This is a genomic window from Paenibacillus sp. FSL H7-0918 (assembly GCF_038007025.1).
GTDB lineage: Bacteria > Bacillota > Bacilli > Paenibacillales > Paenibacillaceae > Paenibacillus_AQ > Paenibacillus_AQ odorifer.
In genome coordinates, this window is sequence record NZ_JBBOWJ010000001.1 from 2,275,498 (window position 1) to 2,298,803 (window position 23,306).

At 47.5% G+C, this 23,306-nt stretch carries 20 protein-coding genes; 3 read left to right on the plus strand and 17 right to left on the minus strand.

The features are described 5' to 3' along the window. Nucleotides 1–154 precede the first annotated feature (154 nt). The 5 genes from MHI15_RS10260 to deoC all read right to left on the minus strand — a co-directional run bounded on the left by MHI15_RS10260 (nt 155) and on the right by deoC (nt 7,949). A complete protein-coding gene (locus MHI15_RS10260) occupies nt 155–2,119 on the minus strand; it encodes a heavy metal translocating P-type ATPase (RefSeq protein WP_076310336.1) in 1,965 nt (654 codons plus the stop codon). Between the two features lie 324 nt (nt 2,120–2,443). Beyond that, on the minus strand, nt 2,444–3,583 hold the full coding sequence (aroB, locus tag MHI15_RS10265; RefSeq protein WP_076308757.1) for a 3-dehydroquinate synthase: 1,140 nt from the start codon (nt 3,581–3,583) through the stop codon (nt 2,444–2,446). 802 nt (nt 3,584–4,385) lie between these two features. Next, a complete protein-coding gene (locus MHI15_RS10270) occupies nt 4,386–5,456 on the minus strand; it encodes a hypothetical protein (RefSeq protein ID WP_341164387.1) in 1,071 nt (356 codons plus the stop codon). 211 nt (nt 5,457–5,667) lie between these two features. After that, nucleotides 5,668–6,960 (minus strand): homocysteine synthase, encoded by a 1,293-nt coding sequence (locus MHI15_RS10275; protein WP_036680260.1) that lies wholly within the window; start codon nt 6,958–6,960, stop codon nt 5,668–5,670. A 311-nt stretch (nt 6,961–7,271) separates the two neighbouring features. Further along, nucleotides 7,272–7,949 carry a deoxyribose-phosphate aldolase gene (deoC, locus tag MHI15_RS10280; protein ID WP_036680262.1) on the minus strand — a complete coding sequence of 226 codons (678 nt, stop codon included), beginning with the start codon at nt 7,947–7,949 and terminating at the stop codon, nt 7,272–7,274. Between the two features lie 297 nt (nt 7,950–8,246). On the opposite strand from deoC, the gene MHI15_RS10285 reads away from it, so the two are divergent. Beyond that, nucleotides 8,247–8,588, plus strand: a complete 342-nt coding sequence (locus tag MHI15_RS10285) for a hypothetical protein (RefSeq protein ID WP_076099934.1) — start codon at nt 8,247–8,249, stop codon at nt 8,586–8,588. Between the two features lie 10 nt (nt 8,589–8,598). Next, nucleotides 8,599–9,591 carry a ketoacyl-ACP synthase III gene (locus tag MHI15_RS10290; protein ID WP_076219606.1) on the plus strand — a complete coding sequence of 331 codons (993 nt, stop codon included), beginning with the start codon at nt 8,599–8,601 and terminating at the stop codon, nt 9,589–9,591. A 73-nt stretch (nt 9,592–9,664) separates the two neighbouring features. Here MHI15_RS10290 and MHI15_RS10295 read toward each other — a convergent pair whose 3' ends face one another. The 6 genes from MHI15_RS10295 to MHI15_RS10320 all read right to left on the minus strand — a co-directional run bounded on the left by MHI15_RS10295 (nt 9,665) and on the right by MHI15_RS10320 (nt 15,975). Further along, the gene (locus tag MHI15_RS10295; RefSeq protein ID WP_076128733.1) at nt 9,665–10,498 is read right to left on the minus strand and encodes a prohibitin family protein; all 834 of its coding nucleotides are present in this window, start codon (nt 10,496–10,498) and stop codon (nt 9,665–9,667) included. 105 nt (nt 10,499–10,603) lie between these two features. Further along, a complete protein-coding gene (locus tag MHI15_RS10300) occupies nt 10,604–11,377 on the minus strand; it encodes a hypothetical protein (protein ID WP_076219605.1) in 774 nt (257 codons plus the stop codon). A gap of 192 nt (nt 11,378–11,569) precedes the next feature. Continuing rightward, nucleotides 11,570–12,568, minus strand: coding sequence for an LLM class flavin-dependent oxidoreductase (locus MHI15_RS10305; protein ID WP_076128737.1), 999 nt, complete (start codon nt 12,566–12,568; stop codon nt 11,570–11,572). A 21-nt stretch (nt 12,569–12,589) separates the two neighbouring features. Further along, the gene (locus tag MHI15_RS10310) at nt 12,590–13,072 is read right to left on the minus strand and encodes an RrF2 family transcriptional regulator (RefSeq protein WP_076137019.1); all 483 of its coding nucleotides are present in this window, start codon (nt 13,070–13,072) and stop codon (nt 12,590–12,592) included. 188 nt (nt 13,073–13,260) lie between these two features. Beyond that, nucleotides 13,261–14,703 carry a SulP family inorganic anion transporter gene (locus MHI15_RS10315; RefSeq protein ID WP_076219604.1) on the minus strand — a complete coding sequence of 481 codons (1,443 nt, stop codon included), beginning with the start codon at nt 14,701–14,703 and terminating at the stop codon, nt 13,261–13,263. Nucleotides 14,704–14,898: 195 nt separating this feature from the next. Continuing rightward, nucleotides 14,899–15,975 carry a bifunctional 3-deoxy-7-phosphoheptulonate synthase/chorismate mutase gene (locus MHI15_RS10320; protein WP_076193656.1) on the minus strand — a complete coding sequence of 359 codons (1,077 nt, stop codon included), beginning with the start codon at nt 15,973–15,975 and terminating at the stop codon, nt 14,899–14,901. Between the two features lie 623 nt (nt 15,976–16,598). On the opposite strand from MHI15_RS10320, the gene MHI15_RS10325 reads away from it, so the two are divergent. Next, a complete protein-coding gene (locus MHI15_RS10325; protein ID WP_038573366.1) occupies nt 16,599–17,144 on the plus strand; it encodes a glutathione peroxidase in 546 nt (181 codons plus the stop codon). A 66-nt stretch (nt 17,145–17,210) separates the two neighbouring features. Here the strand turns inward: MHI15_RS10325 and MHI15_RS10330 are convergent, their stop codons facing one another. The 6 genes from MHI15_RS10330 to MHI15_RS10355 form a co-directional block, all read right to left on the minus strand. Then, complete coding sequence (locus MHI15_RS10330) at nt 17,211–17,552, minus strand: 4Fe-4S binding protein (protein WP_076099941.1); 342 nt, start codon at nt 17,550–17,552, stop codon at nt 17,211–17,213. Then, nucleotides 17,549–19,159: an FAD-binding protein gene (locus MHI15_RS10335; RefSeq protein WP_076099943.1), complete on the minus strand. Its 1,611-nt coding sequence runs from the start codon at nt 19,157–19,159 to the stop codon at nt 17,549–17,551. The genes MHI15_RS10330 and MHI15_RS10335 overlap by 4 nt, the downstream gene beginning before the upstream one ends. Before the next feature lie 158 nt (nt 19,160–19,317). Then, nucleotides 19,318–20,382, minus strand: a complete 1,065-nt coding sequence (locus MHI15_RS10340; protein WP_076282670.1) for an ABC transporter substrate-binding protein — start codon at nt 20,380–20,382, stop codon at nt 19,318–19,320. 47 nt (nt 20,383–20,429) lie between these two features. Then, nucleotides 20,430–20,762, minus strand: coding sequence for a 4Fe-4S dicluster domain-containing protein (locus MHI15_RS10345; protein ID WP_076307272.1), 333 nt, complete (start codon nt 20,760–20,762; stop codon nt 20,430–20,432). Next, nucleotides 20,759–22,366, minus strand: a complete 1,608-nt coding sequence (locus tag MHI15_RS10350) for an FAD-binding protein (protein ID WP_341164388.1) — start codon at nt 22,364–22,366, stop codon at nt 20,759–20,761. The genes MHI15_RS10345 and MHI15_RS10350 overlap by 4 nt, the downstream gene beginning before the upstream one ends. Nucleotides 22,367–22,390: 24 nt before the next feature. Continuing rightward, nucleotides 22,391–23,278, minus strand: a complete 888-nt coding sequence (locus tag MHI15_RS10355) for an ABC transporter permease (protein ID WP_339188546.1) — start codon at nt 23,276–23,278, stop codon at nt 22,391–22,393. Nucleotides 23,279–23,306 lie beyond the last annotated feature (28 nt).

Sequence of the window (23,306 nt, forward strand, 5' to 3'; positions counted from 1 at the left end):
TGACGTCGCTTCTTATTTAAAATAATTATAATGTAGTCTTAATTATGCTAACTGAAAGCAAAAATGTCAATAAGCCAGACTCCCTCAGGGAAAAATCATTTGTGAACAATTTAATTTTTGGCAATAAATAATACACAGTAACATCACTGACCTCTTACCGCAACAATCGCAGCCCATTAAGAATAACCAATATCGTACTGCCTTCATGACCGATCACGCCAAAAGGAAGGGCGATGCCCTGCACAAAGTTACTGATCATCAGAACCGCGATTACTGTTACAGCAAAAATCATATTTTGCTTCACAATACGCTGTGAGCGCCGTGCCAATGAAATGGTCGAGGCGATCTCTTCAATATTATCATTCATAAGCACTACATCGGCGATCTCAAGCGCTGCACCACTGCCTTTCATGCCCATACCCATGCCAACAGTCGCTGTAGCCAGAGCAGGCGCATCATTCACACCGTCACCCACCATCACAACATTACCGTGCTTTTCACGAAGCGCCTTAATATGCTTTACTTTATCCTCTGGTAAAAGGTCGGCAAATACTAAATCTACTCCGGTTGAAGCCGCAATAACTTTTGCTGTAGCTTCCCGGTCACCCGTAAGCATAGCCACTTTAATCCCCAGCTCCTGCAGCTTCCGCACTGCGGCTTCTGCTTGTGGGCGAACTGTATCCTGCAATGCAATCATACCTGCAATATGCTCACCGTCCAAAATAATGGAGACAGTCTTCCCCTCTTCCGCCAACTGCTGCCGTTTAGTTCTCCAGAATGCAAGCTCAGAGTTCATCGCAGATGAAGTCAGCTCATCCAGTAAATTGGACTTTCCAATTTTCCAGAGATGCCCGTCAACTTGACCTTCAATTCCCCAGCCAGTGATGGTTTTACTTTCCTGCACTCCCCGCAGCTCCAGATATTCTTCCTCAGCTTTACGCACAATGGCTTCCGCCAATGGATGGCGTGACATATGCTCAATGGATGCGCTAATCGCCAGTAATTCTTCCCGGTTGTAGCCTTCAGCTGCAATAAAGTCTGTCACCTGCGGAGTTCCCTCTGTAAGGGTCCCTGTCTTATCAAAAGCTACAACAGAGGTCCGAGCCATATTTTCGAGGTGGACCCCACCTTTAAATAAAATCCCTTTTCGCGCACTTTTGGAAATGGCCGACAGCATCGCAGGCATAATCGATGAGACCAACGCACAAGGCGAGGCTACTACAAGAAAAACCATCGCTTTATAAAAGGTTGCGCTCCAGCTCCAGTCCAGCAAAAAGGGTGGAAGGAAAATAAGAGCCACAGTCGAGGCGACAACTACCCGTGCATAGATGGCTTCCAGTCTTTTAATGAAACGCTGTGAATTTGGAACATCCGTCTCTGCTTCTTCTACCATCTTAATGATCTTGGAAAAAAGTGTGTTCTCTGCTGATTTCGTTACTTCAATATAAAGTGGACCTTCTCCATTGACCGTACCTGCGAATACTTCGCTGCCGGCACATTTTTCAACAGGCACTGACTCTCCTGTAATGGAAGCCTGATCTACTGCCGATTCTCCTCTGTACACCTTGCCATCTGCAGGAATAAGATCCCCTGGACGTACAAGCAACAGATCTCCAATTACTAACTGATCGATAGCTACCTCGTTCATGCTTCCTTTCTCAATCCGCATGGCTGTGGCAGGTTTCAAGGCCATAAGTGAGGAAATATCTTTCTTACTCCGTTCCATCGTATAGCTCTCTAAAGCTCCACTAAGCGCAAAAATAAAGATGAGCATAGCACCTTCATTCCAGTACCCAATGGTAGCTGCGCCTAGTGCGGCCGCAATCATCAGCAGGTTCACATCGAGATCACGTTCTTTGACGAGCGTCTCAACGCCTTCTTTGGCTTTGTTCCAGCCACCAATGGTATACGAAATAACATAAAGTACTATAGAGAAAACTTCTGACCAGCTGCCCATAGCCCAAGCAAAAAGCATAAGTACTCCGCTGCCAAGCGCAGCCTGCATCTCGGAGTTGCTGAGCATGGCTCTCAGATCGAACCGGCGTTTTGGAGCGCCTGGTTTCTTCATGCTGCCGGAGATTGAGGTTTGCTGGGGTAAATGTTTTGATGTTGCTTGCATAATAATCACCATCCTGAAAGTTTTGTGTAGGATTACTTCATTGACTTCTCTTTGCAACAAAACTTGCTTCGGGAGCATACGTTTTGTTTTGTCTAAATGATAATGAGAGCCATTCTTAAGACCCCTAAAATGACACATGCTGCCCCGGCTTAGCCGGGACAGCATGAATGATAACTATGAGTAGTGAGAATGATAATCATTGTTGCAACAGTACAACTATATTTCCTTAGTGCAACTTATATTTTAATAATACCACCTTGAACGAAAAAGTAAACCCTACCTTCTAGGCTATTTGTCATAAATTTAAACTAACGTTTTCCTCTCTTAGCTGCGTATTTTATTTAAAAGCTCGGATAGGACTTGCTCTTCGACTGGCGTCGAATAAGCTCCACCTTCAAAAGACTTCATCGCTCCAATTCCAGCTTGGAACACAAACCGTATACGCCCTTTGCGAACCTTTTTATCCGTATACATCTTATCAATCAGCATTCTATTTGTAATGGTTGCTGGTATTTCAGTCGGAAGTCCCGCCTTCTTCAACAAAGCAATCACACGCTGAGTTTGGTCAGCCGTTACATACCCCAACTGCTCTGCCAGCTGCACCTGAACCGCGAGTCCAATCGCAATAGCCTCACCATGTAATAATTCATAACCACTTAATGCCTCTAACGCCCGGCCAGCAGTATGCCCCAGATTTAGAATTTGGCGCAGGTTGCTCTCCAGTTCATCCTTTTCCACCACGCTATACTTGATCTCACAATTATGAAAAGCAATCCGTTCGCAAACCTCTCGATCTAATACAAGATCGCCTTCTGAGGAAACCACTCGCTCCATATTCTGTTCAAGAAACTCAAAAAAATCAGCATCCGCGATGCAGGCATGTTTGATTGTTTCAGCCAACCCACTACGAAGCTCACGTACCGGAAGCGTTCTCCAAGTGGCTAGGTCAATGTAGACCTTTTTAGGCTGATGAAAAACACCAATTAGATTGGTTGCAACCGGTGTATTCACGCCCGTTTTACCACCAATAGAAGCATCCGCTGCTGCTAAAAGGGTAGTTGCATAGTTCAAACTTGGCACTCCCCGACCAAATGTTCCAGCCAAAAAACCTGCCAAATCCGTTACCGCTCCACCTCCGATGGCAAGGATACAGCAATCTCGTCCGTAAGAACGGCTTAATAGCCGGTCCTCCAGCTGTGCCTTCGTTTCTCGGGTTTTAGACTTCTCTCCAGCAGGGAAAGAAAATAACTCCGCTTGAAAATCATTCTGATGCAGTTGTTCCAGCAAGGCTTGTCCATACAGGGCTTCAACTTTTGAATCTGTAACAATCGCGAATTTGCTTACATTCTCGACAATTCCATGTTTCAAATCCTCGATCAGAGCGCCAAAAAGACCTTCCCCAATCTCAATATCGTAAGAATGATCTACGACCTTTTGCAGGCCAACTCTAAAATTTGTAGACATCTACAGCACCCCTATTCAGCAAGATGCTAATAAAATTCGAGCCTTCACTGTCATTATCCTGTTTATGTAAAATGTAAGGAGAAGCTGGAAACAAATGCGGAGGTTCCAAAACTAATGTTGTCTGTAGCTATTGGTGATATGCAGATTAGTTTGAGTGCGGGGTTGAGTACGGAGATTGAGCGCAAAGTATGAATACGACACGAGTGATGAACGTATGATGCAAGTTGCTCGCGTATGTTGCTACTATCGGACTCAGCTGACCCTAATCGCTGATTTTAAACACATTTGGTATTCTAACGGACTCCATTGCAGCTATTGACCTGAAAAGAACCAAATATGTACCTCTTCCTAACGAATAGCGTCTCTCGTGTCCGAAACCATGCTTAATAAGCTAAAATCAGGCAAATAGCGTCATCTGGGTCCTTAAGCATCAGGAGGGTGAGGAGTGCGGAGGTTAGTGCCTAGTTTGAGTGTTGATTAGTTTAAGTGCAGAGGTGCACGATTAGTTTAAGTGCGGAGGTTGAGTGCGGTGTTTGGGCACATGGTGGGAGTACCCGGTATGAGTACGGCGTTTAAATGCAAAGCATGAGTGCAGATTAGTTTAAGTACGGAGGTTGAGTACAGTATTGAGCACGGAGGTTGAGTATAGTGATTGAGTAAAGGGATATATGTACGCTGTTGAAGCAGGCAGCTAACGACCAAAAAAACAAAGCAACGATTCTCCGATAACCGGATAATCGCTGCTCTGAAGTCTTTTTTCGATTCTTATATGAACTGCACCGTATCATTCATCAGAAAAAGCTTACTGCCTTCCCCCGGCGGCAGTATCCAGCGTTTCTCGCTGCCTGGCGATCCAGATCAGGCAGGCCGCTCTCAGCAGCGCTTCGGTCCGCTGACTGGCGCTGCAAAAGATCCCGCTGAGCCCGATCTGATACAGATCGGCCAAAGCCGACGCCGCCGGTGTCCCCGCGGCGAGCACCACCGCCGCCGGCTTCACGCTCGTCACGGCGGCAAAGATCTTCCCCGCCGCCAGGGCGAATTCCTCCGCGGCGGTCTCTTCCGGCGCGTGTTCGCCCGCCGCGCCGTCCAGCACTAGGAAATCGGCGATACGCGCGATTTCCGCAGCGGCGGCAGGCTCCACATCGGGCGCGATCAGCGCCCCGATGCGGCATGCCGCCGCATAAGCGTGGCCGAGTGTCTGATCGGCCACGTCTTCGATGAATTCGCGCTTTGCAGCGAATTCGGCTGCGCTTGCGGTGTAGGCGACCAGCAGGTCAAGGCGGCAATCGCCGCCTTGCCGCTGGCTCTCCGCCACCGCAGCGAACAGCGCTTCGAGCTGCGCGTCCTGAAGCGCGGCAAGCTTGGCGGGCTGCGCCACCGCAAGCGACTCTGGATGCAGCAGGGTGACCGCTGCCCATTCGCCATCCGGCGATTCGAGCAGCTCGGCAACAGCTGCACGCAGACGATAAGAGATTCGCTGCAGAATACGCGCTGTTTGGAGTTCATCTTCGCTAGATAACCAGTTCTCATAAAGACAGAACAGCTCTGGTTCCAGCAGCCATTCCTCACTCCGTATCAAACACGGGCCCGCTTGAACAGTCCTTGTTCCTTCCCGTCCAGCAAGACGTTCTTCTCTTCCTTCACGCAGCACTAGGAATGTCGATGGTTCCCCCGGCCGCTTAAAATAAGATCGCTTCAAAGGCTCAATGACATCCCTCTGCTCTACTCCAGCGATAAATTCTGCGGCAGCGGAGGCTACGGATCCAGCTTGGCTCATTTCCATTCCCACAGTCCGATCACCAGCCTTATACATGAACTTGAACGGGCGCTCTTCACTACTCCGCAAACCATCCTGCTGACGTTCACCCTTCATCCTCGCACCCACCCTTTATCTTTGGATTGCTGCCGGTATGCCAAGCTATATAACATAAGCGACCGACATTTCATTTACCTACCTCACTTATAAATACGGGAGCCACACCTGAAATATGCAAGCGTTGCCAAATCCGATGAATATTCCAACTTTTTTAGGCAACAAAAAAAGCATTACCGCAGAGCAGTAATGCTTTTCGAAATATAAACTTCTATTGTTGACTGGCAGCAATTGCTTGCTCCAGATCATAGATAATATCATCAATGGACTCCGTCCCGATCGACAAACGCAGCAATTCCGGCGTTACTCCGGCTGTGATTTGCTCTTCATCCGACAGCTGTGCATGAGTTGTGCTCGCTGGGTGGATGATCAATGACTTGGAATCCCCAACATTCGCTAAATGAGAGAACAGCTTCACATTCTCAATCAGCTTACGTCCCGCAGCACTTCCACCTTTAATACCAAAAGTAAGGATCGCACCTTGGCCTTTAGGCAAATACTTTTGCGCTAATTCATGAGATGGATGCGTAGGAAGTCCCGAATAACTTACCCATTCCACATCTGAATGTGCCTCCAAATATTGCGCTACCTTCAGCGCATTCTGGCTATGACGTTCCATCCGCAAATGAAGAGTCTCCAGACCTTGCAGCAGCATCCAAGAATTGAACGGTGAAATCGCCGCCCCTAAATCGCGAAGCAATTGAACGCGGGCTTTAATAATATAAGCAATCGGGCCCACCGCTTCCGTATAAACCACTCCATGATAGCTTGGATCTGGCTCCGTAAGACCTGGGAATTTACCGCTTGCCTTCCAATCAAATTTACCGCCGTCAACAATAATCCCGCCAATGGATGTACCATGTCCACCGATGAATTTGGTTGCCGAATGGACAACAATGTCCGCGCCATGCTCAATCGGACGCAATAAATATGGACTTGGGAACGTATTGTCTACGATGAGAGGAATCCCATGTTCATGGGCGATCGCTGCAACTGCCGCAATATCCAGAACATTCCCCTGTGGGTTGCCGATTGTTTCTGCATACAAGGCTTTGGTCTTATCTGTAATCGCAGCACGGAAGTTCTCAGGATTATCCGAATCTACGAAATGTACCTTAATACCAAGCTTAGGCAGTGTTGTCGAAAATAGATTATAAGTCCCGCCATATAGGCTTGCTGCAGATACAATTTCATCCCCAGCGCCCGCAATATTTAGAATGGAAAAGGAAATAGCCGCTGCCCCGGAAGCTGTAGCAAGCGCACCTGCCCCGCCCTCAAGTGCTGCCACACGCTGTTCAAATACATCCGTAGTTGGGTTCATCAGCCGAGTATAAATATTACCGAATTCTTTAAGCGCGAACAGATCCGCTGCATGATCAGCATCACGGAACCCGTAAGAAGTGGTCTGATAAAGCGGTACAGCACGTGAGAAAGTAGTTGGATCAATTTCCTGGCCTGCATGGACAGCCAAAGTTTCAAACGACAGCTTGCGATCTTCTGACATAGGTATTTCCTCCCCTATAATTAAGTATAGAAATGATTAACAATTTTGAATTGTACCCATTCTCTCACAAACCACGTCATTTGAAAAGAAAAAAATCTCATTATTCCGGTGTGAATTATTGTACTTTGGTCAAATGCTTCTGCTAGTGTCCTCTACCTACTGGATAACGCTTTCAATATAAATTAATAAAAACCTCAACCTTATGTATAAAACACAATCGCTAATCAAGCTGATCGGTTAATAGTTTGAATCAGGACAGCGGCGAATGAGCTTGTCCTCCTCACTCGCCGCTTCCGATTCAGCCCTTCGGCTTAGTAATTGCTTTGGCTTGTTTCGCCTTTAGCAATCGCTACACCACCACTAGTTCCAATACGGCTTGCACCTGCTTGTACCATTACATGTGCATCTTCTGCACTACGTACACCACCGGAAGCTTTTACACCGATATTAGGTCCAACTGTAGCACGCATAAGCGCGATATCTTCTTTCGTTGCCCCGCCTGTAGAGAATCCAGTGGATGTTTTTACGTAATCTGCTCCGGCCTCAACAGATAGCTTGCAGGCACGAACTTTTTCTTCTTCCGTTAACAGACAAGCCTCAATGATGACTTTTGTCAGGGCTTTGCCGCGCGCTGCATCTACAACAGCTGCAATATCACGTTTAACCAGCTCATCGTTGCCATCTTTTAATGCTCCGATATTGATGACCATATCCACCTCGCCTGCACCTTTAGCGATAGCATCGGTAGTCTCGAATGCTTTGCTCTCTGTTGTCGATGACCCCAGCGGAAAGCCGATTACTGTACATACTTTAACCTCAGGCGTATCTTTCAGCACTTCATGGGCAGTAGCTACCCAAGCAGGGTTTACGCAAACAGAAGCAAACTTATAAGTTTTAGCTTCCTCCGCCAATTTAATAATGTCTTCTTTCCGTGCATCTGCTTTAAGCAGTGTATGATCAATGATCCCCGATAGTGTAATTTCGCTCATTTTTATTATTCCTCCATGATTTGGATAGTAGTTTTTTTCATCTCTGTAATCATACCAATAGAACTGTGCTTTGCAAAGCAAACAGGATGGGCATGCCTACCTCAAACCTTAATTTGTGCAGATTTTATGGATTTTAAGTAGTTTCTCATTCCCTAAATTATCTTTTAAAAAAAATAAAGGTTTAATCCCCTAAACTTTCCCAATTAAAAATACGATAATAGTCTTAGATAAATAGGTTTTTTTATCCTATTCATCAAAATTTTTCTTAGATAAAACTTAGGAGGAGATTAATCAAAAATGGGAAACTTCAATTTCGCCACAAATGCTGCCGATCAAAAACTGAATGTACAAGTGGAAGGAACTATGTCGCCAGAAGATGCAGGACGTTTCATTAATGAGTACAACCAAATCATAAGTGCATTCGACCCGAAACAATATGAGATCATCCTAGATTGCAAGACATTGAATGTATCCTCAAAGGACACACTTCCCATGCTTGAGCAATGCTACATACTGTACAAACAATCCGGATTTAAAAAAGTAACCTTTATTATTGCCAAAAGCCCTGTCCTAAAAATGCAGTTAAGCCGAGTGGCACGGGCAACGAAATTAGAAAATTACGAAATTATTGAAGCATAGGAGGCGCCACTTGGGACATATAGCGATTCGCCAAGCTGCTTATTACCACCCAGAGCATATCGTAGATAACGAATATTATCTGAAGCATTTTCAGAGTATGGGCAAGGACATCAAACGATTCCTAGAAGTCATGGGTCGCGACCGGAGATACATCGTAAAAGAACAGGGTGAAAATGCTCTGACGATGGGATTAAAGGCTGCCCAAAAAGTGCTTAGCGAAGCGAATTTGCAAGGTGAGGATATGGACATGATCATGTTCGCTTCACAGACGCCAGAGTACACCTATCCTACCAATGCACTTCTCCTACACCGTATGCTTCAAGGTAAACACCGGACCATTACGCAGGATTCCAATGCTAACTGCGCAGGAATGGTCTCCGCCGTGGAGCAGACAAGTCGTTATATGCAAGCCAATCCCAGCATCAGGTACGCACTCGTTGTAGGAAGCGACTACAGCTCAGTAAACTGCAATACAGATGATGAAATTACTTACCCTAACTTTGGGGACGCCGCAGCAGCAGTGATTCTAGAGCGCAGCAGTGAGTATGCAGGCTTCATAGATTCTCTTTATTACACCGATTCTGAAGGCTCCGAAAATATTATGTTCCCGGCCTGCGGCCTGTCGAATATTTATCAAGAGGGTATGACCCCAGAGCAGATTCGGATACGGTGGACCCCTTTTGACGGTACAGTGTGTGTGGATGCGGCTATAGCGGATATGAAGGAGCTTCTCTCACGCAACGGTCTGACTACGGATGATATCTCTGCATTCTGCCTTTCACAATTCTCACTGAAAAATATCGAGCTCATCCAAATCGGACTTGGGCTAACCGCAGAAAAGTTCATTTATGTAGGCGACGAGTTCGGCTACACAGCCACAAGCAGTCCTTTTATCGCCTTTCAACGCGGAGTCGAGGACGGACGAATTAAACGTGGCGATTATGTCTTCTTTTGGTCAGTTGGCGCTGGCTGGCAAATTCCTACGATGCTTTATCAATATTAATAGCATAAAAAGCCCTACTTCTATAGAAGTAGGGCTTTCATCAGAGGAAATAAATCAGAAACCCAATAATGAATTATTTAGTCAGGGATTGAACATCCACAAAAGGTGTGGCTCCCCCTGTTACAGATGGCAACACGCCGTTCCATTTTTCCAGCGCTTTCTCCTGAACCTCAATTTGCTTCAGCTGCACCAGCTCAGGTGTAACCTCTTGCTTCTTAAGTCTTAAAGATTCAGCCTCTGCTTGCGCCTGGGCGATTTTTTGCTTCGCTTCAATTTCAATCCGCCGGAGATCATTTTCGGCCTTCAATGCCTGCTGCTGGGCGACCTGCTTTGCTTCAATCGACTGGTTAAATGCCTCCGAGAATTTAAAGTTAACGATGTTAATATCGTTGACGATCAGGTCATATTTTGCCAGCCTAGCGGTTAAGTGCTCACTAATCTCACTCGACACTACATCACGACGCGTAATCAAATCCTCTGCTGGATATTTGGCTGTCACTTCTTTAACGATTTCTTGAATGGCCGGATTGATAATTACACTATCAAAATTACCTCCGATATTGTTCATCAGATTAAAGGCGGAAGCCTTATTTACGGAATAGTTCACCGCCACATGTGTGGACACGGGCTGAAGATCTTTTGAAGAGGCTGAAGTATCGGTCTCCGCCTTCGTTACCTGTGTATTGACCTGAATCACCGTCTGAATAAATGGAATTTTAAAATGAATGCCGGGTGACAATGTATTGTCATTTAATTTACCAAAGGTTTTGTATAAACCTACATGCCCATATTCCACAGATACAAAAGAGTTCGCGCCGATCAACAATACAATAAGCACCGCTGCAATACCGGTGACTATTTTTCCCGGACGCAGCTGTTTCAATTTCGGATTCATTTGCATATTCATCCAATACCCCTCCTAGATTATGGATAATCATTCAAGCTTAACCGTCTATACGGAGGTTTAGGGTAAATGGTCGCAGGAAATATTTCAACAGCAGTGGTCATGGCGTTACCGCTCTGGAATCAGTCCTTCTACGGTCAACCGGAATTTCTTGCTCTGCTTGTCCCCGATATTAGAAGCTTCATATATTCCTTCATCCGTTAGCACCACTGAGTCCGCCTTTAAAGCATCATTAACAAAAGTTATCTCAGCGTGATCAACATTCCAGCGGTAAATATAGGCACTCATCGGATTTCCATGTGCGGCTACACCCTCAAAAGATCCATCCTGATCAACATCCAGCTCTTTGGAATGTCCGGTATCAATTTGCAGCAAACCCGAGGGGTTACCGCTCTCGTCGATTAAATAATAGTTACTGAGCGAGTTATTTGCTCCTAATCCTCCGGTGATTTTCAACACCTTTTCGCTAAATAGCCGCACTACTTCTACCTTGATATCCTCCGGTTGACGATAATTATAAGTTCCTATCGCCCCTAGACTGTATTGTCCTTTGGAAGTAGAAGTTCTGGCATACACATAGTCTTCGTCACTAGCCATCGTATACACACTCACTTTGAGTCCTCCAAAATCCTCCAGCTTCTTCTCTGTAATCAAAGTAGCGCCTGTGGGTGGAGCACTTAGTTGAGAGACTATGGGCATTGTATCCACCAGGTTCCACTCCAGCTTAATGAGGTTAGCAGCGGTGTTTGTTGGCTTCGGTCTTGAGGTGTGGTAGTCGTTAGCCGATTGAGCGGGGGATGGGTCCACCTGATGTTGGCAACCTGCCAGTAGATTCATTAGAAGCAAGGCTGTCAGCGTAACGGATTTATGTAAAGGAAACATCCTTGATCACTTCCTAACCTCTTTTTAAAAATAAATCTTTCACTAATCATAGATGAAGTTAGGCATTCAAATGTTACTTTTAGGAGGCGGGAGGGTTAATTTATTGTCTTTTGAGGGTATGCGCCGATCAAACAGCTAAATTGGCATACAAAAAACCCGCATGAAATGCGGGTTAAGGTTAGCTATCCAGAATCAAGAGCCTAGCAGTTCACGCGCCAGTAGCCGGTAAACCTCTAGCCGTTTCTCCTGCGAATGTGGGATGCTGCATATCATTGCTTCTTGGAATCCATATTGTGCTTGTTCTTCTTGCAAACGTACGGCGATGTCTTTAACCGCACCAACTAAATGAATCTTGCGCCCTTCCTTGATTGACATCCGGTCAATTTCCGATAGCGAAATGTTCTGAGCTTCTTCTGGTGTCAGCACCTGAGTAATCCGGCCCTTACTCATCATCAACCGAAAAATATCCTGCGGCAATGCTTCATACTCAGCCTCTTCCTTCGTTTCTGCTGTGGTCACCATATAGGATACACTGATCTCTGGTTTGTCCATAAAGATAGAAGGCTGGTAGTTATTCCGGTAATGGTCCAAGATCTCATTACTCATCGCACCATTAAAAAATTGTGCGAAGGAGTATCCGACTCCCATTTGTGCAGCTTTTCGCGCACTATTGCCGCTCGAGCCTAACAACCATACTTCAGGGAGCGCCACCTTCGTTGGAGCAGCGAGATTTTTGGCATATAGCTCATCTTCCGGAATCTGATCACTAAGCAGCTGCATGGTAATGCCAAGCTTGTCATACATATTATGCAGCATTAACTCACGGCCTTCAGATAAAGCGTACATGGCGCTTGTATCGCCACCAGGAGCTCGTCCCACACCAAAATCAATTCTCCCCGGGGAAAAAGCACTTAACGTTTTAAATACTTCAGCCAGCTTAAGCGGAGAATAATGCATCATCATTACACCGCCGGTGCCGATTCGAATACGGTTGGTCTTGGCGGCTAAACGGGCAGCCGTTACTTCCGGAGCTGAGCTAGCAAATGTATTTCCGCCATGGTGCTCTGCCATCCACATTCTGCTATATCCCAGCTCATCTGCTAAAATAGCGAGTTCTTCTGCTTTATTCAGGGCACCTTCCGCAGTGTTGCCGCTTGTCACGGGTGCCTGATCCAATATGCTTAATCTCATGCGAATACATCCCTTCTTTGGTTAGATGACCATTTTATTACTGACCCATTCCTCTAGGGCTGCAATCTTATCTTTGAAGCGTTCACCACGCATTTCCTCCGACAACGAAGCAATAGTCTCCCGCTTTAATACGGCTTTCCAAGAGGATTCAGCTTCTTCCATCAGATTCGATAATAGGCAGCAGCTGTCTTCTTTTTCTAAATCCAACATATCTACCAGAATACCATTCGATGAATACAGCGACTGCTGGCCTTCCACCGCGAGGTAAACGTCATATACACGAATATCTTCAGGGCTTTTCTTTAATTTAAAACCGCCTTTAATGCCGGGAACAGACGTGATGATGTCTGCGGTTACCAGCTTTCTTAACAGTTTCTGAAAATAGGTCGCCGATGCTCCGAGCTGCTGGCTAATCGCTTCCCCAGACAACACCGCCTTATCCGGCAGCATGTTGAGTAGAACCAGTGCATATACCGACTGCTCTACCCCTGTTTTCATATGCATGTACAGCACCTCGATTTACGTAAATAGCTTGATTCAAACTGTAGATAATACCATCCGCGTATAAAGCGGATAAACATTATCCACTTTATACTTTATATCAGTTTGCACCAAAAGTAAAACCTTGCTGGCCTTTCTTTCAGTTAATATCTGCTATAAAAAAAAGATCGCGCATATAGCGCAATCTTTTTTCATATGGATAATCCCACCCGCTGAACCAGCTGTGAGCTCTGGTCATTAAGTCCGGTAATGGTGACTTTTTTACCATGCTCGGCGTATTTGCTCATCGTCTTCGCTATGGCATGGACAGCGGATTGGTCCCACACATGGGAGTGTGAAAAATCGATAATAATATGATCCGGATCGCTATCGTAGGCGAATTCATGAATGAAGTGGCTTGTCGTGCCGAAGAACAACTGGCCGGATACCACATATGTTTTGGAAGAGGTTGCTTCCTGAACAGTTAGGCGGATCGAAGCTATTTTCCAAGCAAACGTTAAAGCACTTAGCAGAACTCCAAACAAAACCCCAATAGAAAGGTTGTCCGTAACCACCACAGTGACCACCGTCACAATCATAACCAGCGCATCGCTTAGCGGAACACGGGTTAAAGTTTTGAGTGAGCCCCATTCAAAGGTGCTGATACAGACCATTATCATTACGCCGACGAGCGCCCCCATCGGGATCTGCTTCACCACATCGCCAAGTACGATAATTAAGAATAATAAAAAGATCCCTGATACAAACGTGGACAGACGCGTGCGTCCTCCTGACTTCATGTTAACCATCGATTGGCCAATCATCGCACAGCCTGCCATCCCTCCGAAAAAACCAGTGACTACATTCGCAAGCCCCTGTCCCTTCGCCTCTCTGTTCTTATCACTACCTGTGCCCGTAATATCATCTATTAAGGTGGCAGTCATCAGGGATTCCAATAGCCCAACTACGGCCAGCGAAAGTGAATATGGCAAAATAATAAGCAGCGTATCCAGCGTGAACGGGATTTGCGGGAGATGGAATAGTGGCAAAGTTGCTGTAATATTCCCCATATCGCCTACGGTTCTTACGTCCAGATGAAGAGCGATACTAAGAACAGAAACAATAACAATCGCTACAAGTGCTGAAGGTACGGCTTTGGTAAACCGAGGAACCGTGTAGATAATAAGCAAGGTCAGAGCTACCAGTCCGTACATCACCCAGCCTTGTCCTTTAAAATGGGTAAGCTGTGCCATAAAAATCAGTATCGCCAGCGCGTTGACAAAACCCGTCATGACCGGCTGTGGCAAAAACGTGATAAACCGCCCCAGCTTTAGCATCCCCATCAATATCTGAAACACACCAGCCAGTACAGTTGCCGCGAACAGATACTCTATTCCATGTTCTAGTACGAGACTTCCGACTAACAGAGCCATAGCTCCCGTAGCCGCCGAGATCATTCCGGGTCTGCCTCCGGCAAGTGCCGTTACAATCGCAATGCAAAAAGAGGCATATAAACCAACCATCGGACTTACTCCCGCCAGGATCGAAAAAGCGATCGCTTCAGGAATCAGCGCAACGGCTACGGTCATCCCCGATAAAATATCGGTTCGAGTGTTAGAAAACCACCCATTATTTAAGGTAAGCTGCTTCAAAATCTATTTTCCTCCTGTGACTATTAAAATGTGTGGATCTTTTGTCAGAAAAGACCCGGGGCCGGTGCAACGCTAATGTTGCTTATTGTACTCGACCCACCTTCACCTTCACAAAAAGATTAGTTAGACTTGTAAGCGCTTATACACCTCATTTTCTAGCGAATCCTTAAAATATCATGCAAATTCTATATTTCTAGATTACCGGTACAATCCGGAAGCTTTCACTTCATTAAAGAAGGTGTTGAATTCATCAATGTTCAGCTGCTGAGCGGCATCAGACAATGCGGTTGCAGGATCAGGATGCACTTCCACCATAATGCCGTCAGCTCCAGCTGCGAGTGCGGCTTTCGCACATGGAATAAGGATGTCTTTGCGGCCTGTCGAGTGAGTTACATCAACCAATACTGGCAAATGACATTCCTGTTTGAGAATTGGCACTGCTGAGATATCAAGCGTGTTGCGGGTCGCTTTTTCATAGGTACGAATTCCACGTTCAATCAGCATGATCTGTGTGTTTCCACGAGACATGATGTATTCCGCTGCATGGATGAATTCATCGAGTGTGGCAGCCAATCCACGTTTCAGCAGTACCGGCTTGTCGACTTCTCCGACCGCTTTTAGCAGCTCGAAATTATGCATATTACGTGCACCGATCTGGATGATATCCACATAATCAAGTGACTCTTCAATATGTCTTGGATCTACAATTTCGCTGATGGTCAGCAGTCCATATTCATTTGCTGCTTCTCGTAATATTCTCAAACCGTCCATTCCCAGTCCTTGGAAATCATAAGGTGAAGTCCGAGGCTTGAAGGCACCGCCACGCATTACACGTACTCCGGCTTTTTGCAGGGCGGCAGCTACGGTACGAGTCTGCAGTTCACTTTCCACGGAGCAAGGACCGGCTACCATCAGTGAAGAAGGACCGCCAACCGTTACATCTCCCGGCAGAACAATCACTGTATCCTCTTTGTGGCTCTTGCGGGCTACCAGTAAAGTTTTTTTATGATCATCTGTTTGTAAGTCCAGAGAAGCTGAGAAAATTTGTTTGAAGAGGCTACGGATCGTCCCGTTAGTGAAAGGGCCTTTGTTGCTCGCTACGAGCTTATCCAGCATCTGTTTTTCCCGTTCTGGATCAAATTTAGGGACACCTTGTTTTTCTTTTACTCCTCCAATCTCCTGAACAATCTTAGCCCGCTCGGAGATCAGCTCCAGCAATTGCCCATTAATTTCATCCAGACGACCTCTAAGAACATCCAATTCCACGTTACTCATTACCCTTCCACTCCCTCTTTTTGTTATAATTTGGAACACAAAAAGGCCCCCCGTCGCAAGGGACGAGGAGCCGTGGTACCACCCTTATTTAGAATTAACCCGAATACTAGCACAAAGGAATAGAATCTCATGTTCCCCTGACTAAGAATTAATTCTGTCTTTCACCCGGTAACGCGGGGCGCGGGCCTCCCTACTCATACCTGCCACAACCTGTGACAAACTACTTCAGGGGCCGACTCGGAAGTGAACTTCGGCATTAATCGTCTCATGAGGGTGCTCTCAGTCTCCGGCACGCCTTCCCTGTTAAGATCCGCTATAATGCTTACTCTCTTCGTCATAGTCCTTATCTATGTCAGCGCGGCTTTTGCGCTGGTTTCTGCTATCTTAATCAAAAAACGTCCCCGATGCAAGATAATAATGGAACGCAGAGTAGCTTTAACGCAATAAATTTTTTTGACTGATCCATACCCATTATCTATCCTATTCCAACCTGGCAATTACGGTTCCAATTCCTTCAAGCTGTATTGTTTGACAGCGATAATTGAATTGTTTACAATTTAATTATTATAAATATTTCCTGTTCTTTTTCAAAAAGCATAGATAACTGAAGGGATGTAGCAGCCATGAGCATTTATCAATATTCAGCACGCAGTATTCGGGGAAAAGATATCGAGCTAGAGCAATACAAAGGTAAAGTGCTACTGATAGTGAATACAGCAAGTAAGTGCGGATTTACCCACCAATATTCAGATCTGCAAAAGCTTTATGAGCGGTACGAGGAACGCGGCCTCCAAATTCTCGGCTTTCCTTCCAATCAATTTGGAGAGCAAGAACCCGGCAGCAATGAAGAGGTTAATGTATTTTGCCAAATCAATTACGGGGTAACCTTCCCACTCTTTGAAAAGGTTGACGTAAAAGGCGAAGCTAAACACCCTCTTTTCACCTACCTAACAGAACAGGCTGGATTTGAAGGGTTCGATATCAACCATTCTTCAGGAAAGCTGCTGCAAAGCATGCTTGAAGACAAAGATCCAGAGGCTCTGAACAATGACGAAATCAAGTGGAACTTCACTAAATTCCTGATTGATCGCGAAGGCAATGTGGTCACTAGATTCGAATCTACGGTGGACCCGCTGGATATTGAACCAGCTATCGAAGCCCTGCTATAAGTTTCTAATATATGAAATATCCGCCCAGCTTTCGGGCGGATTTTTTGGGTTTAAGCATCTGCTTAATCATGTTCGGTACTGCTCGGTAAACACTTCAAAATAAGGAGTCGTGTCCCTCTCCGCCATCGAACCATTCGCACCAGGTCCCCAGCCGATTTCAGCACGCCAGCTTCCCAACACACCTGACTGAATCAGCGCCTCCTCATTTACACCGATCAGCTGATCCGCCTGTGGTGCCACGTATAAAGCATCTACAGGACAATAAGCTTCACACATGAAACAGGTCTGGCAATCTTCCTGACGGGCAATGACCGGAATCTTCCCCTGCATTTCGAATACGTTCGTCGGACATACTTTCGTACACAGCTTACAACCAACACAACGCTCCAAGCTGATTAATTCGATCATATCGCTTGCCCCTCCTTCAGCGCATTCAGTTCATGAGCATGGGGCACAGCCTCTGTACTGACGCTTATATGTTGAATACCGGATAAGATCAGCCGGTGAGTCTGGCGCGGATCAAGCTCCGGATATTCCGCTAGCTTTTGCAGTCCGCGGGTCTCTTTCCGGGCGAGTGCCGCGGTGTACATCCACCTGCCGACCGCGAGCATAGCCGCGGCTTCACGTGATTGCACGATGCCCTGAACGCTGGCAGGAGCCTGCCCGTTCAAATAGGGCATCAAGGCATTCAGCCGCTTCAAGGCTGAAGAAATGCCCGGCTCGCTGCGGAAATAATTGATCTGCAGCGGCAAGATTTCACGCTGGATTGCCGCGATTAGCGGCTTCACCTCCAGCGTTTCCGAGGCATCGGCGCCAGCCGCCAGCCCGTAGCGTCCCGCTGCGGTCAGCTTGCGGCTGTTCGCCTGTCCTCGGCAGGACAGCGCATGCTGCGCGGCTCCCTGTCCAGCCCAGCTTCCGCTGCACATGGCCCAGGAAGCGTTATAAGCCCCGCCGCCGGAGATGGCGCCGGTCACTTTCTCGCGAGATGCGGCATCACCGGCCGCATAGAGTCCGGGCACGGTCGTCTGGCAATCCGTGCCGCTCAAGCGCAGACCCCCAGTGCCGCGCATCGTGCCCTCATAGCGCAGGGTGAGCGGGAATTTCTGCTTAAACGCATCAATTCCCGCCCGCTCCAGCGGCATAAAGAAAATCGGATGCGCTTTGCGCAGGAAATCCTGTTTCTCCGCGGTGTCTGCCAGATCCAGCGAAGCGTAAACCGGACCCTTCAGCATCAGCTCAGGAATGCTGCCAAAGGTCCGATCCCCTCTATGCAACGGATGACCGTCCGCGTCATAGAGAGTGGCCCAAGCCAGCATGCGTCCACGTGTTACGGTTCCGTCCGCAAAGCTTGGCGCATATTGGCGGCTGAATTCCATGCCCGAGAGATCAGCTCCCACCTCTGCGGACATCAACAATCCCTCCCCTGTCAGCACGTTGCAACCAAGACCTTTGCTGAGAAAAGCACAGCCGCCGGTAGCCATCACAACGGCATTTGCCTTCACTTCCCAAGACTCTCCTGTCAGGCGGTTGATCCCACGCGCTCCACCAACACCGTGTTCATCGTGAAGAAGTTCCAGCGCTGGTGACTGATCAAGAATTGTGACCCCTGCTTTGCGCACAACTTTTCGCATAATCCGCATATATTCTGGTCCATGGAGATGGGTACGCAGTGAGTTTCCTTCTTCATCCTTCGGAAACGGATACCCCCACTGCTCCACTTGAGCCAAGTTCTGCTCTACCTGATCCAGCACCCGGTGAATCCAAGCATTCTCCGATAAATATCCGCCGGCCTTAAGTCTGGCCTGCACTGCCTGCTCCCGCAGCTCGGCAATGGGAGGAATAACTAGCAACGTTGTTCCTCCCGGTGCAGTTGCGCCACTAGTGCCCAAGTAGCCCTTATCCGCCAGGACTACCTTTGCACCTTGCGAGGCTGCACTCCATGCCGACCACGCCCCAGCAGGACCTCCGCCAAGCACGAGGACATCCACTGTCATTTCCTTCTTAAGCTGCGACATATTTTTTCCTCCTACACCATTAGCTGAGTTAGTTGAACTTAAAAATCACTAAAGGGAGGAGTGGCGGAGAGGCGGCCGAAAGTCCAAACATTCACCGCAGTCACTCAATTACCTTTACAGAAGAATCTTAAGTTCAATTAAAGCAACCTTTAAGCAACTTATTTCAGCTGCCAATCGCTAATATTGAAGTCTTTTTTCGCTAACTTCTCTTCGACGAGGAAGTTTTTGGTACCGTCCAGCAGCTTTGTTCCTTCATCAGTGAACGCAGTATCCTTGATATCACTAATCGGATTCACTTGCTTCGCCAGCTCAGGCGTTGTATCTCCGATTTCAGCCAGAAATTGATAATACTCATCTTCATGCTGCTTCAAGTCTGCCAAGGCTTTCTCTCTAGCTTCGTTCCATACCTTCGGAAAATCAGGGAATTTCGCCAGATAATCCTCAGACACAACTGTTGCGCTAGAACCAAGCAGGTTCGGGTGCTTCGAGGCATCATCCAAGTGAGTGTAACCTTGGTCAATCAGCTTCAGCGCAGGAACACCTAGATTTGTTGTAGCATCTACATCTCCACGGGCTAAAGCTGCAGTAGCATCAGGAATGAGCATATGCACGAGTTTGTAGTCGGTCACGCCTTCTTCCTGTAGTAATCCAACTACATAACGGTGCATGAAGGAGCCTTTTTGAATCGCGATAGTTTTACCTTGCAGATCTTTCACCGTCTTGGGCCCATCCTTCTTGCCGATCAAATAACCAATCGTGTTCGCGGAAGATTGTGAAATCAGACGGGTCTTGGCTCCAGAAGCGTAGGCAATAATAGCAGGTGTATCTCCAAGGCTGCCGATATCCAGCCGACCACTAATCAAGGATTCTGTCTGATCCGGACCGTTTGGAAAGCCAGTAAGCTTCACTTCAGTAATGCCGTATTTCTTCAACTCTTCTTGAATAATCCCTTTATAAAAGCCCCAACCCTCTGCACCGCCGGGCACATTCAATTTGTTGGAACCGATAAACCCAAAGTTCAATACCGCTGGAACATTGCTCGTGCTCGTGGCCCCTTCTCCCGCCTTCTCCGTATTTGATCCCCCGGAGGCAGATGCTCCATTGCCGCCCGTATTATTTCCGCAAGCCTGAAGCACCAGCATGGCCATCATAATTGTAGTTAAAAGTGCAAACCGAATCTTCCTAGAACGTTTCCCTTGAATCTCTCTGTACGCTTGTTTCATTGTTTCTCCCCCTAGGTTTATGCTATTTATTTAAATCTTGATCCAGCTCAGAACCCTGCCCTCGACGCCAATTTATACATAAAGTCATGGCTTGCCACCGGCTGCCTGCCCTTACCCCAGCCTACTTTTTCACGATAACCGCCAAGTAGTTTCTGCTCCTGAAGTTCCGCTTCTGTCACACCAATAATATTCTCAGAGTCTGGTGCAACGTAGAGAGCATCGACAGGACAATACAGCTCACACATAAAGCAAGTCTGGCAATCACTCTGCCGGGCAATAACAGGAATGCCATCCTCTACCCGTTCGAAAACATTAGTCGGGCAGACAGATACACATTGGTTGCACTCTACACATCTGGCAGCACTGATCACCTCAATCACGATAGAACACCCTCCTTAGCCACGGCTTCCGTCTTCACCCATACCTGATCTAATCCGCCACTGATCAAGCGGTGATGCTGGCCATGATCTGTAGCCTTGAAATCCTCACGCTTATGCATGCCTCTCGTCTCTGTACGAGCAAGTGCAGAATTGTACATCCAGCGGGCTGTTGCGGTCATGGCTTCGGCTTCCCGTGCCTTGACCCCTTCTGGCGTACGCTGAATTTCGCAGCTTCGTTGCTCTTTCCACAATCCATCCAGACGATCTAGTGCAGACGTCAGCCCTTGTTCTGTCCGGAACAAATTGATATCATACGGCTTCACCTCAGCCTGTACAGCAGACACATACTCTGCTGTTTGGGCTGCCACTCCCGGCTTCACTTCCTGATGCACCAGTGGTGATGATGATAAGCCGACTGGACTACGCTGCGCAGCGTGCGACCCCAGACTCTGTGCATAGACAGCAGCTCCTTCACCAGCAAAAGAACCTGAAGACATCGCCCACGCCGCATTATGGCTGCCACCGCCAGTAAAACCTCCGCAAATCAGCTCGCGGGTAGCAGCATCTCCTGCCGCGTAAAGTCCGGGAACACCTGTGCCGCAGCTTTCATCTGTAATATGGATGCCACCCGTCCCCCGAACCGTGCCTTCGAGCCGCAAAGTAACCGGAAACGCATCCTTGAACGGATCAATTCCCTGGCGGTCAAAAGGAAGGAAAAAGTTCGTCTGCGCCACCCGCAGCAGCGGTCTTAAATCCTCTGGTGCCCCATCCAGCTTGGCGTACACCTGATTACCTGCCAACAGATTCCGGGCAATTACAGAACGGCCTTTCTTGGAACCGGCTCCCTCCACAATGCTTCCATCCTCATAATAAAAGCTGGCATAGCTGTAATACGCCGTCTTGGTCACCGAAGAGAACGTAGGGCAGATCGCATAGGCATTGGAGAATTCCATGCCGGACAGATTCGCCCCAGCCTCAGCAGCGAAGAGATAACCATCTCCGGTCAACACGTTGCAGCCAAGTGCCTTGCTTAGGAAGGCGCAGCCTCCGGTAGCAATAACGACTGCTCCTGCCTGAACAGTCCAGGTTTCTCCACTCTGGGTATGAACTCCAGCCGCTCCAGCTACGCCATGCTCATCTGCCAGGAGTTCCAAGGCTGGGCTGTGATCTAGAATTTTAACGCCTGCCTTTTTCACCAGCCTACGCATTAATTTCATATATTCCGGTCCTTGCAGACTTCTTCGGAATTGATTGCCCTGCTCATCTACAGGGAATGGATAACCGGAAACACCCAGCTTGTTCATATTGGCATAGGTTTGATCCAGCACCCGGTCCATCCAGCGAGATTCAGCCAGCTGCCCGCCAAGCGCATAACGACTTGCTTTTGCCTCTTTCCGGAGCTTCTCATCCGGCTTCACATACCAGACTCCCGTTCCCGACGGTGCCGTTGCCCCACTTGAACCGCAGTACCCTTTATCTGCAAGGATTACTTTGGCCCCCTTCGCTGATGCAGTAAGGGCTGCCCACGTTCCTGCCGGACCTCCTCCGATAACGAGCACGTCTGCCACCAAATTCACCGATCCTTTTTTCACCGATCCACTCATATGTTCAAGACCTCCTCAGTTTGTTTAGCCTTCGTAACTATCGCGCCAGAACAGGAACTTTCGTTCAATAATCCGGAACAAGGAATCGATCAGCTTACCGACAATTGCGAAAATAATAATGCCTACGAATACAACCTCCGTATTAGAGTTCTGCTTCGCCTCATTGATAAGAAAACCAATACCTGACTGTGATCCAATAAGCTCTGCTACAACCAAACCAATCCAAGCTACAGCCAGCGACAATCTTAGCCCTAACAAAATTCCGGGCAGCGCCGCCGGGAGTATAAGCCTGCGCAGCTTCTGATATGGACTGAATCCCAATACACGAGCTACTTCGAACAATTTATTGTCCACATTGCGGATGCCCATAAACGTATTAATATAGAGCGGAAAAAATGAGCCTGTCATAATGATCACAACTTTTGACATCTCTCCAAACCCGAACCAGAGAATAATGAGCGGCGCTATAGCTAAATGGGGAACAAGCCTAAGCACTTGTACGCTAGGATCGAGCACATATTCTACACTGCGAAACAAGCCAGTCAGTACGCCGAATAGAAGACCCAACACACCTCCAATAAGAAATCCGATGCCCGCCCTACCCATGCTGACACCCAGATGATGAGTTAACTCTCCAGTAACCAACAAGTCGGTAAAAGCTCTTGCAATCGAAAGCGGAGTCGGCAAAAAGGTTGCGGAGACCAGCCCCGTACTCCCTGCCAGCTGCCAAAGGACTAACGTCACCACCGGGATAATTGCACCCATTCCCCAATCAGAGAGCAGGGTTTTCCATGCAACTTGTATTGCAGGTTTCTTCGGTGTCTTCTTGGATAAAGGAGCTGTGCCGCTGCTATCCAGCGTTTCTCTGGCTCTTTTAGTATTTTTGATAATAGCTTCTACTCCATCGCTCATGGTGCATCCCCCTTTTGTTTAATGAGCG